The sequence below is a fragment of the Pseudomonas sp. IPO3749 genome, from assembly GCF_013386605.1.
In the GTDB taxonomy this organism is placed as follows: Bacteria; Pseudomonadota; Gammaproteobacteria; order Pseudomonadales; family Pseudomonadaceae; genus Aquipseudomonas; species Aquipseudomonas azotoformans_A.
This window is the reverse complement of the sequence record NZ_JACARN010000075.1, coordinates 1-12,835: the sequence shown is the minus strand read 5'-3', so window position 1 is coordinate 12,835 and position 12,835 is coordinate 1. Positions and strand designations below refer to the sequence as shown.

The window sequence follows — 12,835 nt, the reverse complement described above, 5'->3', positions numbered from 1 at the left end:
TATTGTTTTTATCGAGACGCAGCGTAGGGCTAGGCTTAGGGAAACAGCATCCGTGCAACGGCTTTATCGCCGAGCAATCGCGCCGCGTTATGGCCGATCCCGGGGAGAGTGTGCTGTGGATGGCGCAATGGAATCTGCCACTGGCGGGACAGGAACTGCTCGTAGCTCACGTAGTTGAGCTGGCGATCCAACCGCGTTGCGCCTTGGTAATTGGCACCGCAGGAACTGTCGAGTACGCGGCTGGTGGGGTTGTTGTCCTGGGCGCCGACCAGGTAGGTGATGTCGCGCGCGGCATAGCGGGCAAACAACTGGCGGCTGCTGAGGTGCTGGTTGAGCAGGTACGCGGGGGCGCCGTCGATACCGTAGCGATAGCGGCTGTAGCTGGGGCACATCACGGTCACGACGGGCTTGAACACGCCGTCCTGCAGGCGGCTTTCTTCGAAATACACGTAGCTCGACGGGCTCGCAACGACGTAGCGGATGCTCAAGCCGTGGGCCTTGAGGCCGCCATCCAGGTCATTCACCACCGCGTAGCGCTGCATCAATTGCGCGCCCGCCGAGTGGCTGACCATCACGATTTCCTTCAGCGCCGGGTAACGCTGGCGGTCAGACAGGTAGGCGACCACATCGTCCAGTACCTGGAAGGCCGGGATGCCTTTGTGACCGAATTGGGACTCGATGCCGTGCATCCATTTGTCACGGGGCCACAGCGGCATGTCGTCGCTGACGCCGGCGTCGGTGGGGGTGAGGAAATTCGGCGCCAGCAACAGGGTGTTTTTCAGGTGGGCGTTGCCGAGCAATTTGCGGCCGGTCTTGAAGTACTGGTCACCGTCACGTTGCACGCCATGCACGATCACCACCGCGCGCTCAATGGTGCTGGGCGGGTTGTAGAGATCAGCGTTGGCGTACACCAGGAACGGGTAGGCACTGCCATCGTGGCCCAGGCGCAGGACCTGACGGGCATCGGCCTCGGGTTTGTCGGCGCTTTCGCTATGCACGTCGACCTTGGCGCAACTGGTCAGCGTGCCCATCAAGGCCAAGGTAGCCAGCAATGTGGTGAAGGGTTTGGTGGACAGGCTTATCGACATGGCCGGGCGCTTCTCTTGTTTTTTTACGAGCCTACCAGTGCTGTCCACCTATGAAAAATATCTAAATAACGGGGTTTGGATACTTTAAAAATATGACCATCATTGGCTCACCGGCACCGGCTCGGCAATGGTCAACAGCACCAGGAAACTGGCAAAGGAGCCGATCGCCATAAACAGGAACACCTGGGACCAGCCATAACTGTCGAGCAGCAGCCCCACCAGAAACGGCGCCGCCGCACCGCCTAATTGCCCGCCCATGTTGACGATGGAACTGGCAATCGGAAAGGTCTTCTTGGTGGCCAGGCCCATCGGGTAAACCATGTAGGACGAATAACCGATACTGATCAAGGTGCCGGTGAGGAACAGCAGCGCAGCGTACAACGTCGGGTCATTCGGTGAGTTGATCAGCGCGTACATGGTGCCGACCGTAGCCAACGCCGAGAGCATCATGCCGGGCTTGCGCCGCTTCCCCAGCACGCGGTCGGACAGGATGCCACCGAGCAGGTTGCCGCAGATCGCCCCCACCCACGGCGCCGCCGAGACAAAGCCCATGTTCATGATCGAGAACTGCTTGACCGTCATCAGGTAGGTGGGGATCCACGACAACAGCACCATGGTGATGCCCACCTGAAAGCTGTAGCTCAGGGCGCAACCGACCACATTCCAGGACCGAAACAGCCCGCGGCTGGTGGCGATAGGTTCCACCGGCTTGACGCGGATAAAGGCGTCCAGGCGCTTGAAGTGCCGTTGCGCGCCTTCGGTTTTCTGGGTGATGACGTTGTTGGTTTCATCAGTGATATGCGCCAGTTCGCCGGCATTCACAAAGCGGCTTTGCGCCGGCTGGTTGGCCACCAGGAAGTACCAGGCGATGGATAGCACAATGCCCGGCACGGCGAAGATATAGAAGATCTCGCGCCAGCCCCACATCGCCACGATCGCCACACACAACGGTGGCACGATCACCGGGCCAAACTTCACCGCGGCCAGGAAGATACCGGTGGCGGTGCCCTTCTCTTTGGCCGGAAACCATTGGTTGATGGTCGACGCGATACCAATCGGCAGCGGGCCTTCGGCAATCCCCAGGGCAAAACGGTAGATCTTCAAGGCCAGCACCGAATTGACCGTGCCCATCAAGGCGGTGAACACCGAGGTGGCAATCATCGAAAACGAGAAGATCTTGCGCACCCCGAAACGGCTGGAGGCAAAACCCGAGGGAATCTGCGCCAGGGCATAGGCCAGCAGGAACACACTGAGCAACGCGCCGGCTTCGGCGTTGGTCATCGGGTATTCCTCGCGGATAAACGGCAAGGCCACGCCCAGGTTGGCGCGGTCAGCCGAGGCCACGGTGTACACGAGAAAAAACAGCCCTGCGACGATCCAGCGGAAACGCGACGGTTTTTCAGCGGTGGGGACCTGAATACTCATACGGGATACCTGGTTTTATTATTGGAATGTGCCGTGTGTGTCGAATCCGGGGTGCAGGCTCCCGCTGAGGCCTTTTCAGCCGCCTCAGGTCTGGTTTTTCTGCGGGTCCTTGTGAATGTCAGGCAGGAGTCATTGCCCGGTCTCGTGGCGCCGACCCTAACGCATATTGTTTTAGTTTTGTATTTTTTTATCGACGAACGGGCGACTCACTGCGCCGCGCCATGAAGCGCAGGTAGGCCATGCGGATATGGGTTTGCATGGCGCGCTGGGCCAACTCGCCATCGTTCTGCTCGATGGCATAGGTGATGTCCAGGTGCTGCTGCAGGCTGCGCTCCAGGTCTGCCGGGCGGTAAAGGAAAAACGAACGGGTGATCACCGGCATGTCGATCAGGGTGGCGAGCATCGACTTGAGCCGCTGCGAGCGGGCGATCTCCAGCACCTGGGCATGAAACGCACGGTTGGCCTCCTGCACGCGCAGGGTCACGTCCGGCCCTTTGCTGGCGATGGCGTCCGCCATCAGCGCGTTGATACGGTGCAGTTCAGCCACGTCCTGCGGGGTTGCGCGCTGGGCGGCGAGCAAGGCTGCGTGGGGTTCGAGCAGCTCGCGCAAGCTGAACATTTCTTCCAGGTCCCACTGGGTCCAGCCCGCGACAAACACCCCACGGTTGGCCTCGATCACCGCCAGGCCGTCGTCCACCAGCTTCTTCAGCGACGCGCGCACCGGCGTGCGGCTCAGGCCGAACTCCTTGCCCAGCGGTTCTTCCTTGAGCTGCGTACCAGGCTCGTATTGGCCGGCGATGATGCGGTTTCTCAAGGTCTCGTAGATGAGATCGTTGGCCATGTTTGCCTTCTGTGTCGAGGTGGGTCAGGGCTCTGCCCCGGAGTGCCAGCAGCGGATTCTGAGGCTTGTCGCACACCAATGACAGTGTACCGTCCGCGCACTTTGTACAAAAATCGTTTGCAATCGCCTAAATTGTATTTTAATTGTATTGCCACCTGAATCCGGAGGCGACATGAAAATAACAATCGTAGGTCTCGGCGAAGTCGGCCGTTGCTATGCCCAGGCCTTGGCGTCCCGTACCACCGTGGAGTTGCTGTTCTGTGAGCAACGCATTGCACCCGCTGCACAACGGTTGGCGGACGAATTGGGTGTGCAGATCCACCCTGGCATCGGCGACTGGCTGGTCGAATCGGACTGCGTGCTGTCCTGCGTGGTGGGCACCCAGTCCCTGGAAGTGACCCGCGAATGCCTGGCGCACCTCAAGCCCGGCACGCTGTTTGCCGACCTCACCACCGCTGCCCCCGAGCGCAAGCGCCTGGCTGGTGCAGAGGCCGCACAGCAACGGGTCGACTACGTAGATGTGGCGATCATGGGTGCTATTGCCTACCTGCGCGAAAAGACCCCGCTGCTGTGTTCCGGCGCCAAGGCGGATGCCTTTGTCGAACTGTTACTCAGCGCTGGGGCCACCGCGCGCGCCCTGCCCGCCAGCCAAGCCGGCGATGCAATCACGCTGAAAATCCTGCGCAGCGTCTTCACCAAAGGCATGGAAGCACTCGCGGTAGACGTATTGCTGGCGGCCGAACGCCAACAACTGCGCCCTGCCCTCTATGAAGTGCTCAAGGATATCGACCAGGCACCTCTGCCCGCCTTCCTGGAAATGCTTGTGTCCACCCACGTGGTGCACGCCACGCGGCGCTTGCATGAAGTCGAAGAAGCCGAGCGCCAACTGGCCTCGCTCGGCATTGCCAGCAGCGTACTCGGCGGCGTGCGCCAGCGCTTCAGCCACAGCAGCGAAGGCCTGGAGCAGGAACCGATCACCGAAGAACAACCGAGCCTTGCCCAAGCATTGGACTGGCTCGGCCGTCACACCCCAGCCGCTTGAACAGCCCTTATAAAAACGGAACGCCACCATGCCTGTTACCCAAGACCAACTCGACACCCTCAAACAACTGGGCACCGCCACCATCCACGAAGCCCAGGGCCAGAAAGGCGCTCTGGACAGCGGCCTGCGCCCGGTCGACCCGAGCCTGCGCCTGGCTGGCCCGGCCTTGACCGTAGACTGCCGCCCCGACGACAACCTGGCCATCCACTATGCCCTGACCAAAGCCAAACCCGGCGATGTGCTGGTGGTGGACGCCAAGGGCTTCATGGAAGCCGGCCCCTGGGGCGACCTGCTGACCCTGGCCTCGCAGAAACTCGGGATTGTCGGCCTGGTGATGAACGGCGCCGTGCGCGACGCCAATGCCATCATCGAAATGGGCTTCCCGACCTTTTCCCGCGGCCTGAGCATCAAGGGCACCAACAAATGCCAGCCGGGAAAGGTCAACGTGCCCATTGTGATAGGCGGCGTGAACATCAACCCCGGCGACATCATCATCGGCGACCGCGATGGGCTGGTGGTGGTGGAACAGGATCGCGTTGAAGAAGTGATCCGATTGAGCCGTAGTCGGGAAGATAAGGAGGATGGGATTCGGGCGGGGCTGGAGGCAGGGAAAAGTACGGTTGACCTGCTGGGGTTGGCGCCGACGCTGGAGAAATTTGGGATGCGCTGATGCAAGCGAGGCAATTTCCTGATGACGCGTAGGATCTGCCTGATTCTCATCAACCGACTGGAGCCCGCGCCACTTTTTCGCTAGATTCCTTCTCAACGCATATGGGTAACCATGTGCCCACCTTCCGAGGCCCGTTGCGAGAAATCGCACGGGCTTTCGTGTTTCTCATGGATGGGGAAATCGAATTTGACTCAATACATTGCTTATCTGGATGAGTTTGGCCACGTGGGCCAATATGTTTCTCGAAAACATCCGATGTACAAAACCAGCCCTGTATTCGGTCTGGGCGGCATGCTGATTCCCGCCCAAGAGGTTCGCGAATTCGCGATCTACTTCTACAAGCTCAAGTGCCAGTTGCTCGCCTGGGATCTCAAACACAAAAACCCACAACATTTACCGGCCTACCATTGGGAAAAGAAGGGCTCTGCGCTGTTTACTGTGGACAATGTAAGCAAATATAGAGAGCTGAGAAGGTCTTCATTTCGCCTCCTGAGTCATATCCGCAAAATTGGCGGACACATTTTTTACACCGGTGAGCACAAGCCTACCGAACCCAGCGAACACAACTCGACCGAGACATTCAAGCGAGCGCTGCTCCAGTCCATCCGAAAAATCGATCGCTTTTGCACGTTAAACAATGCCTCGTTCATCGTCCTGCTGGATGAGCAGAAAGCCGGAAATGAATGGCGCGAACGAAACGTTGAAGCTTGTACCTTGGCGATGTTTGAAGACCCGTCGGAAAAATGCCGAACACTCATAGAGCCGCCACTTCAAGGTGAGAGCTATCTATTTCAAACCTTGCAATGCGCTGACTGGTTGTGTGGATTGATTGGCCGACTGACGACTTTTACCGTCGCGCCTGACGAGTTCGAAGACTGGCAGCTCTTCGACATGTATTTCGCCGAACGCATCGCAGACGTAGCCCTGCCCGGCAGCGGTCTGGAACAAAAGGCACCCAAATGGCGCCTACCACAGGTTTCACACAGTGTTGCGACCATCTGAAGACAGACCAATGCAACGTCGCGCAAGGATTGTGGTGGGGTCCACCAAGGCAACGCGATAGTTGCCGACCCGGAACGACTCACTGTGCGCCAACACCAACGGCAACTCCGTACACCCCAAAATCAACACCCTCGCCCCCTGCTCACACAAATGCTCTGCCGCCAGCAGCAATTGCTCGCGGCAGACGCCCTCGGTGAATCCGGCCTTGATACCCCGCTCGCCATAAATCGCTTCCATCACCAGCGCCTGGTAATCGAAACCGGGTGTGATGAGTTGCAACCCAGAACGCCGCGCCGCCTGGTGGTAGACCTGGCTTTGCAGGGTGCCGGAGGTCGCCAGCAGGCCAACCGCCTGGCCACTGCCGTAGGTGCTCACGATCCACTCCACTGTTTCGCTGAGCATGTTGACGATGGGCACGTGCAAGTGCGCCTGGATGCGTTCGACAAACGCATGGGCGGTGTTGCACGGGATCGCGATGGCTTGGGCACCAGCACTTTCCAGGCGTTTGCAGGTGGCGTACAGCGCCAGGGTGGGGTCGGTTTCGTCACGCAACAGGTTGGCGGTGCGATCAGGGATCTGTGGGTTCTGTTCCACCACCATCTTGATATGGTCCTGGTCCTTGCCAGCCGGTGTGTGGGCGACCACCTTGCCCATGAAGTCCACGGTGGCCGCAGGGCCGACGCCACCGACGATGCCCAGTTTGAACGGCGGCTGGCGCCTCGGCCCGTCGGCCTGGGTGGCGAACTCGGCGTAGATCTGGTTGATATCGAGCACACCGATGCCGCGCCGTTGCAGGTCGCCGCACACCAGCGACAGCTCGGTCATGCCCGGCACGATCACCGTGGCGCCCTGCCCTTGCAATGACAGGCACGCCTGGTACACCGACTCCAGCGGCACGCCGTCGAGGTGGCCGTCCTTGATGCCGTTGACGCCATACATAGCCTCCATCAACGCGACCTGGGCGTGGTCCTCCGGATACACCAGGTTGAAGTGCTGGCCGAGGTGCTGTTCGAACAAACCAGCGTGGCGCACGAAGTCCGATGCAATCACGCCCAGGGTGGTGCCCGGTGCGACACTGCTCAGGATGTGCCGGACAAGTGCCTGCATCATGTCCAGCACGGGAATGCCGAGTTCTTGCTGGATTTCCTCACGAAAGGTCTGGCTGGCGAAACACGGCAGCAGTACCGCATCCACGCCGCTGTCTTCAAAGGTTTTGCACACCTGGAACACATAGAACTTGCGCGCGGTCATGCTCGCGTGGCGGTCCAGGGGCAACAGCACATCCTTGAAGGGGTGCTGCTCGAACAGGAAGTGGTAGCGGCCCTGGTCCTCCAGCACGGCCCTGGATTTGACCAGTTTGTAGAACAGATCGCCGCCCGCCAGCGAGCCGAGCCCGCCGACGATGCCCAATCGGGAAGTGGTGGTCATGTGCGCACCCTTTGCGGCAGCTCGGCAGGTTCTTCCTCTGTCTCGGATTTCGCCATCACTGCCGTGGCGATGCTGTTGCCCACCACGTTGGTGGCGGTGCGCGCCATGTCGAGGAACTGGTCGATACCGATGATCAACAGCAACCCGGCCTCGGGCAGGTTGAACATCGGCAAGGTCGCCGCTACCACCACCACCGAGGCCCGCGCCACACCGGCCATGCCTTTGCTGGTGATCATCAGCGTCAGGAGAATCAGCAGTTGCTGGGTGAAACTCAGGTCGATGTTATAGGCCTGGGCGATAAACATGATCGCGAACGCCTGGTACATCATTGAGCCGTCAAGGTTGAAGGAGTAGCCCAGCGGCAACACGAAACTGGAGACGCGCTTGGGCGCGCCGAATTTCTCCAGGGCCTCCATGGTTTTCGGGTAGGCCGACTCGCTGCTGGCCGTGGAGAATGCCAGCAGGATCGGCTCGCGGATCAGCTTGCCAAGGGTGAAAACCGAACGCCCAAGAAACAGGTAGCCAGCGGCGAACAGCAACACCCAGAGCAACACAATCCCCAGATAAAACTCGGCGATGAGCTTGGCGTAATCCGCCAGCAGGCCCAGGCCGTTGGTGGTGATTGCCGAGGCAATGGCGGCAAACACACCGATTGGCGCGAAGGCCATGACGTAATCGGTGATCTTGAACATCACCTTGGCCAGTTCGTCGACGGTGTCGGTGATGCGCGTGTAACCGGCACGCTTGACGCCCGCCAGCGCGAAGCCGAAGAACAGCGAAAACACCACGATCTGCAGGATCTCGTTGTTGGCCATAGCCTCGGCAATGCTGCGCGGGAACACGTGACTGATAAAGGTCTTGAGGCTGAAGTCGCCAGTGTTGACCGGCACCGCCGCCGTCGCGTGTTGCACCACCTGCATGTTCAACCCGGCACCTGGCTGGAACAGGTTGACCAGCGCCATGCCGAGCATCAGCGAGACCAGCGACGCCGTGACAAACCACAGCATCGCGCGCATCCCGATTCGCCCCACCGAACGCGAACTGCCCATGCTAGCGATGCCGCCCACCAGGGTGGCGAACACCAGCGGCGCAATGATCATCTTGATCATGCGCAAAAAGATGTCGGTCACCATCGAAAAGTACCCGGCCAATTCCTTGGCGGCCTGCTCACTGCCGGCATAGTGGTGACATGCCCATCCCACCAGCACGCCCAGGGCGATGCCGACTGCAATGCGACGGGGGAGTTTGTTCTTGTTCACAGGTGCGGCCCTCGGATGGCTTTTGTTGTATGCCGAGGATTCTAGGGACAGCCCCCGACCACCATGATGAGTAATCCGGCTAACCCCATGCGCTTTTGGAATAGTTTGTAAAAAGCCCAGCCCCGCCTGGGCGCTGCGACATACACTCAAGGCTCATCGCCTAGAGAGCCGGCATGCAGATCAAATGGTTGGACGACCTCTTGGCCATTGCCGAGTGGAAGAACTTTTCCCGCGCCGCCGAAGTGCGCTGCGTGACGCAATCGGCCTTGTCGCGGCGTATTCGCTCACTGGAAGAATGGGTGGGTGTCGAACTGGTCGACCGTGGCACCTATCCGGTGCAACTTACCGCTGCGGGCGTCGCCTTCTGCAGCGAAAGCCGCGACGCCCTCGCCGGCCTGATGCGCCTGCGCGCCAGCCTGCGCGAAGTGGAACGCATGCCGGGGCGCTCGATCCAGGTGACCGCCGGCCACAGCCTGTCGATGACGTTCCTGCCCAAGTGGCTGGCGCAATTCCAACGACACACTGAGCAGTTCAATGCACGGGTGGTGGCGGCGAATATTCATGATGCGGTGATTGCGCTCGAAGAAGGCAGCTGCGACCTGATGATCGTCTACCACCACCCGCTGGCGCCGATCCTGCTGGACGCGGAACGCTTTGGCAGCCTGGCCTTGGGGCACGATGCGTTCATCCCCTTGTGCGCCCCGGACAAGCGTGGCCGACCGCTGTATCGACTGCCGGGCAACACAGGCAAACCCGTCCCGCATTTGGCCTACACCGCCACGACATTCCTGGGCCGCGTGGCGGAAATCGTGATCAAGAATGGCCCTGCTCCCGCGCTGCTGGAACGCTGCTATGAAGCTGACATGGCGATGCTGCTGATGCGCATGGCCATCGAGGGCTATGGCGTGGCGTGGTTGCCGCAAAGCGCGGTGGTGGATGAGTTGGAACGCGGGCTGCTGGTGCGTGCCGGGGGAGAGGAATGGAGTACGCGGCTGGAGATTCGCTCGTATTGCGCGATTGAAAACCAGAACCCGACGATGAGGAAGTTGTGGAGGACGCTGGAAGGTTGGCGCGCAGGAGCGCCCGACATTTGATACGCCCCCATCTTTGAGACGATCAGACAAAAACCTGAGCCTTACGCAACAAGGCTCCCCCCGGCAAAACCGCACACTTCTCCCACGTTCTCACACACCGTGGAATGACTGGAGAAGTCCTCATGTTGCATTCATTCAACGCCGGCCTGCGTGCGGTCGGCAAGCTCGACACCCTCGGCACCCACCTGATGCGCCTGGCGATTGGCATCGTCTTCCTGTGGATCGGTGCGCTGAAGTTCGCCCCCTACGAAGCCGACAGCATTACTCCTTTTGTCGCCAACAGCCCATTCCTGTCGTTCTTCTACCAGCAGCCGCAGGACTATAAGACACACCTGACTCACGAAGGTGAACTGGACCAGGACAAACGTGCCTGGCAAACGGCCAACCACACTTACGCCTTCTCTTACGGGCTGGGCACGGTGGAAATCCTGATCGGCCTGCTGGTGCTCTCCAACCCACTCTCGCGCAAGACCGGCCTGCTCGGCGGCGCCCTCGCCTTTGCCACGCCACTGGTGACCTTGAGTTTTCTGATCACCACCCCTGAAGCGTGGGTGAGTGCGGCGGGCGATGCCCAGCACGGGTTCCCTTACCTCTCAGGCGGCGGCCGGCTGGTGCTCAAGGATGTGCTGATGCTCGCCGGCGCCCTGCCCATCATGGCCGATTCCGCTCGGCGCTTACTGCAAGAACATTCCCTTTGAATCCTGGAGTCTCATCATGAAAATGTTAGCCGCGCTTTCCCTTGCTTTTGTATTCAACAACGCCTTCGCCGCACCTGCCATCGAAAGCGCCCAGACCGGCGTACCGCTGGATGTGGCCAAAACCATCAGCGTCACCGACACCAGTCAGGTCTGCGGTGTGGTTCCCGTGGAGTGGGTCTACGACGACTCGCAGGGTGTACGGCATATTGCGAGCTATCTGGTGATGGGGAGCGGATGTACAAACTGAAGGAATCAGGGAAATCCTGGAGGCCTGCATCGTTGCAGGCTTTCTACATTTCCAGATTGACATATCGGTAAATCCCGATATCCTCACACCATGGACCTACTCGAAATATTCAAAGCGCTCTCAAACCGAACTCGACTCGAAATCCTGAAAGGTTTGAAGGATCCCGAAAAGAACTTCCCCCCGCAGGATGAAGGGGACGTTCATACCGTGGGCGTCTGCGTCAGCAGTATCCAGGAAGGCGTCGGGCTGTCGCAGTCGACCGTGTCGGATTACCTGGCGACGCTGCACCGCGCGGGCTTGATCGAAACGCGGCGCATCGGCCAGTGGACCTACTACAAGCGTAACGAAGCAACCATCAGCGCCCTGTCTGAAATCATCGGCAAGGAGCTGTAATTTTTTATCCCATGATATCGAGAATTCCCGATATCCCTTTTTACCGAAACCCACGATACTGAAACGAGGTAATGCAATGAAAGCGATGATGCTTGACTCATTTGGCGGCCCGGATTCGTTCGAACACTGCGAAGTGCCCACCCCGGTGCCGCAGGCAGGACAGGTACTGGTGCGGGTCCATGCAACTTCTATCAACCCGCTGGATTATCAGGTGCGGCGTGGCGACTATGCCGACTGGGTGCCCCTCCCCGCCATCACCGGCCACGACGTCTCCGGCGTTGTCGAGGCCATCGGGCCGGGCGTGAAGCACTTCGCACCCGGCGACGAAGTCTGGTACACCCCGCAGATCTTCGACGGCCCTGGCAGTTATGCCGAATACCACGTGGCGGCCGAAAGCATTATCGGGAAAAAACCGCCCAGCCTGAGTCACTTGGAAGCGGCCAGCCTGAGCCTGGTCGGCGGGACGGCCTGGGAAGCGCTGACCGTGCGCGCAGCACTGCGGGTGGGGGAAAGTATCCTGATACACGGGGGTGCTGGCGGTGTGGGCCATATCGCGATCCAACTGGCAAAGGCCATCGGTGCCAAGGTGTTCACCACCGTACGCGAAGCCAACGCAGCATTCGCACGGAGCATGGGCGCGGATGTGATCATCGACTACGAGAAGGAGGACTACATCGACGCCATCCTGCGGGAAACGGACGGACGCGGCGTCGATGTGGTGTTCGACACTATCGGCGGCAACACACTCGCCCGCAGCCCTGATGCACTCGCACAACTGGGCCGCGTGGTCTCGATCGTGGACATCGCCCAGCCACAGAACCTGGTTCAGGCCTGGGGCAAGAATGCGAGTTACCATTTTGTGTTCACGCGGCAGAATCGCGGCAAGCTGGATGAGTTGAGTACCTTGGTCGCACAGGGTCAGCTGCGCCCCCATGTCGGCGCCGTCTATGCGTTGGCCGACATCGGACTCGCCCATGCGCGGCTGGAAAGTGCCAATAACGGCCTACAGGGCAAAATCGCAATCGCCGTCGAGCCCACTGCCGGAGCGAAGCCATGATCTACGAGATCGCCGTACTCCCAGTTCAAAAAGAGCACATCGATGCGTTCAGACGCGCATTTACCGAAGTCACGCCACTGCTCGCCCGTGCGAAAGGCTACCTGGGCCACATGCTCGCGCAAGGGATCGAAACACCTGAGCGATTCAATCTGATTGTGCGCTGGGAATCGCTTGAGGACCACACGCCGGGGTTTGAAGCGAGTGAGGATCATCGGGAGTTCATGCTGGGGCTGGAGGCGTTTTTTACGCAGGAGCCGCAGGTGTATCACCTGGAGGGCGCGGGGTTCAGCGCCTAGAGAAATCCAATGTCTAGTCCTGAAATAGGTTTACACCTGTTTCAGTCTCAAAACGCCCGATGCACCGCATCGGGCGTTTTGTATTTCAGGGACAGGTGTGGCCGTTCCCCGTTGTAGATCAGCACCGACTCATCCACCATTTTCACTGCGTCCGCCAGATTTTTAGGGCGATACAGCAGGAACTCGGTCTTCAAAATGCCGTTTATCCTCTCCGCCAGAGCATTCTGGTAGCAGTCATAGCCGTCGGTCATTGAGCACCTGACGCCATGACTAGCGTGCAAGCGTTGATAAAGCT

At 59.8% G+C, this 12,835-nt stretch carries 15 protein-coding genes; 9 read left to right on the top strand and 6 right to left on the bottom strand.

All coding sequences use genetic code 11. The features are described from left to right. Positions 1–35 precede the first annotated feature (35 nt). The 3 genes from HX812_RS25900 to HX812_RS25890 all read right to left on the bottom strand — a co-directional run bounded on the left by HX812_RS25900 (position 36) and on the right by HX812_RS25890 (position 3,354). A complete protein-coding gene (locus HX812_RS25900; protein WP_038844316.1) occupies positions 36–1,088 on the bottom strand; it encodes a hypothetical protein in 1,053 nt (350 codons plus the stop codon). A gap of 99 nt (positions 1,089–1,187) precedes the next feature. After that, the gene (locus HX812_RS25895; RefSeq protein ID WP_038844317.1) at positions 1,188–2,513 is read right to left on the bottom strand and encodes an MFS transporter; all 1,326 of its coding nucleotides are present in this window, start codon (positions 2,511–2,513) and stop codon (positions 1,188–1,190) included. Between the two features lie 187 nt (positions 2,514–2,700). Continuing rightward, positions 2,701–3,354 carry a GntR family transcriptional regulator gene (locus tag HX812_RS25890; RefSeq protein ID WP_038844318.1) on the bottom strand — a complete coding sequence of 218 codons (654 nt, stop codon included), beginning with the start codon at positions 3,352–3,354 and terminating at the stop codon, positions 2,701–2,703. 172 nt (positions 3,355–3,526) lie between these two features. On the opposite strand from HX812_RS25890, the gene HX812_RS25885 reads away from it, so the two are divergent. The 3 genes from HX812_RS25885 (at position 3,527) to HX812_RS25875 (ending at position 6,068) form a co-directional block, all read left to right on the top strand. Beyond that, positions 3,527–4,396, top strand: a complete 870-nt coding sequence (locus HX812_RS25885; protein ID WP_038844320.1) for an NAD(P)-dependent oxidoreductase — start codon at positions 3,527–3,529, stop codon at positions 4,394–4,396. Between the two features lie 28 nt (positions 4,397–4,424). Beyond that, positions 4,425–5,066, top strand: a complete 642-nt coding sequence (locus tag HX812_RS25880) for a 4-carboxy-4-hydroxy-2-oxoadipate aldolase/oxaloacetate decarboxylase (protein WP_038844322.1) — start codon at positions 4,425–4,427, stop codon at positions 5,064–5,066. Positions 5,067–5,252: 186 nt separating this feature from the next. Further along, the gene (locus HX812_RS25875) at positions 5,253–6,068 is read left to right on the top strand and encodes a DUF3800 domain-containing protein (RefSeq protein ID WP_235165411.1); all 816 of its coding nucleotides are present in this window, start codon (positions 5,253–5,255) and stop codon (positions 6,066–6,068) included. Here the strand turns inward: HX812_RS25875 and HX812_RS25870 are convergent. Further along, positions 6,045–7,496, bottom strand: a complete 1,452-nt coding sequence (locus HX812_RS25870; RefSeq protein WP_038844324.1) for an amino acid racemase — start codon at positions 7,494–7,496, stop codon at positions 6,045–6,047. The two genes, HX812_RS25875 and HX812_RS25870, sit on opposite strands and share 24 nt — an antisense overlap. Beyond that, complete coding sequence (locus HX812_RS25865; protein ID WP_038844326.1) at positions 7,493–8,755, bottom strand: dicarboxylate/amino acid:cation symporter; 1,263 nt, start codon at positions 8,753–8,755, stop codon at positions 7,493–7,495. Before HX812_RS25865 ends, HX812_RS25870 begins: the two co-directional genes overlap by 4 nt. A 173-nt stretch (positions 8,756–8,928) precedes the next feature. Here HX812_RS25865 and HX812_RS25860 point away from each other — a divergent pair, with 173 nt between their 5' ends. The 6 genes from HX812_RS25860 to HX812_RS25835 all read left to right on the top strand — a co-directional run bounded on the left by HX812_RS25860 (position 8,929) and on the right by HX812_RS25835 (position 12,540). Next, a complete protein-coding gene (locus HX812_RS25860; protein WP_038844328.1) occupies positions 8,929–9,849 on the top strand; it encodes a LysR substrate-binding domain-containing protein in 921 nt (306 codons plus the stop codon). A gap of 122 nt (positions 9,850–9,971) precedes the next feature. Next, positions 9,972–10,547, top strand: coding sequence for a reactive chlorine resistance membrane protein RclC (gene rclC, locus HX812_RS25855; RefSeq protein WP_033900974.1), 576 nt, complete (start codon positions 9,972–9,974; stop codon positions 10,545–10,547). A 16-nt stretch (positions 10,548–10,563) separates the two neighbouring features. After that, on the top strand, positions 10,564–10,794 hold the full coding sequence (locus HX812_RS25850) for a DUF2790 domain-containing protein (RefSeq protein ID WP_038844331.1): 231 nt from the start codon (positions 10,564–10,566) through the stop codon (positions 10,792–10,794). Positions 10,795–10,884: 90 nt separating this feature from the next. After that, positions 10,885–11,187 carry a helix-turn-helix transcriptional regulator gene (locus HX812_RS25845; protein ID WP_038844333.1) on the top strand — a complete coding sequence of 101 codons (303 nt, stop codon included), beginning with the start codon at positions 10,885–10,887 and terminating at the stop codon, positions 11,185–11,187. Between the two features lie 76 nt (positions 11,188–11,263). After that, positions 11,264–12,244: a zinc-dependent alcohol dehydrogenase family protein gene (locus HX812_RS25840; RefSeq protein WP_038844335.1), complete on the top strand. Its 981-nt coding sequence runs from the start codon at positions 11,264–11,266 to the stop codon at positions 12,242–12,244. Continuing rightward, the gene (locus HX812_RS25835; protein WP_038844338.1) at positions 12,241–12,540 is read left to right on the top strand and encodes an antibiotic biosynthesis monooxygenase; all 300 of its coding nucleotides are present in this window, start codon (positions 12,241–12,243) and stop codon (positions 12,538–12,540) included. The genes HX812_RS25840 and HX812_RS25835 overlap by 4 nt, the downstream gene beginning before the upstream one ends. A gap of 47 nt (positions 12,541–12,587) precedes the next feature. Here HX812_RS25835 and HX812_RS25830 read toward each other — a convergent pair. After that, the coding region (locus HX812_RS25830) for an integrase core domain-containing protein (protein WP_178949134.1) at positions 12,588–12,835 on the bottom strand (248 nt) is incomplete at its 5' end.

Excerpts from the sequence above, each read along its gene's own strand:
- HX812_RS25840 (WP_038844335.1), top strand. The coding sequence starts at position 11,264 with ATGAAAGCGATGATGCTTGACTCATTTGGCGGCCCGGATTCGTTCGAA.
- rclC (WP_033900974.1), top strand. The coding sequence starts at position 9,972 with ATGTTGCATTCATTCAACGCCGGCCTGCGTGCGGTCGGCAAGCTCGAC.
- HX812_RS25860 (WP_038844328.1), top strand. The coding sequence starts at position 8,929 with ATGCAGATCAAATGGTTGGACGACCTCTTGGCCATTGCCGAGTGGAAG.
- HX812_RS25850 (WP_038844331.1), top strand. The coding sequence starts at position 10,564 with ATGAAAATGTTAGCCGCGCTTTCCCTTGCTTTTGTATTCAACAACGCC.
- HX812_RS25885 (WP_038844320.1), top strand. The coding sequence starts at position 3,527 with ATGAAAATAACAATCGTAGGTCTCGGCGAAGTCGGCCGTTGCTATGCC.
- HX812_RS25880 (WP_038844322.1), top strand. The coding sequence starts at position 4,425 with ATGCCTGTTACCCAAGACCAACTCGACACCCTCAAACAACTGGGCACC.
- HX812_RS25835 (WP_038844338.1), top strand. The coding sequence starts at position 12,241 with ATGATCTACGAGATCGCCGTACTCCCAGTTCAAAAAGAGCACATCGAT.
- HX812_RS25900 (WP_038844316.1), bottom strand. The coding sequence starts at position 1,088 with ATGTCGATAAGCCTGTCCACCAAACCCTTCACCACATTGCTGGCTACC.
- HX812_RS25870 (WP_038844324.1), bottom strand. The coding sequence starts at position 7,496 with ATGACCACCACTTCCCGATTGGGCATCGTCGGCGGGCTCGGCTCGCTG.
- HX812_RS25890 (WP_038844318.1), bottom strand. The coding sequence starts at position 3,354 with ATGGCCAACGATCTCATCTACGAGACCTTGAGAAACCGCATCATCGCC.
- HX812_RS25895 (WP_038844317.1), bottom strand. The coding sequence starts at position 2,513 with ATGAGTATTCAGGTCCCCACCGCTGAAAAACCGTCGCGTTTCCGCTGG.
- HX812_RS25845 (WP_038844333.1), top strand. The coding sequence starts at position 10,885 with ATGGACCTACTCGAAATATTCAAAGCGCTCTCAAACCGAACTCGACTC.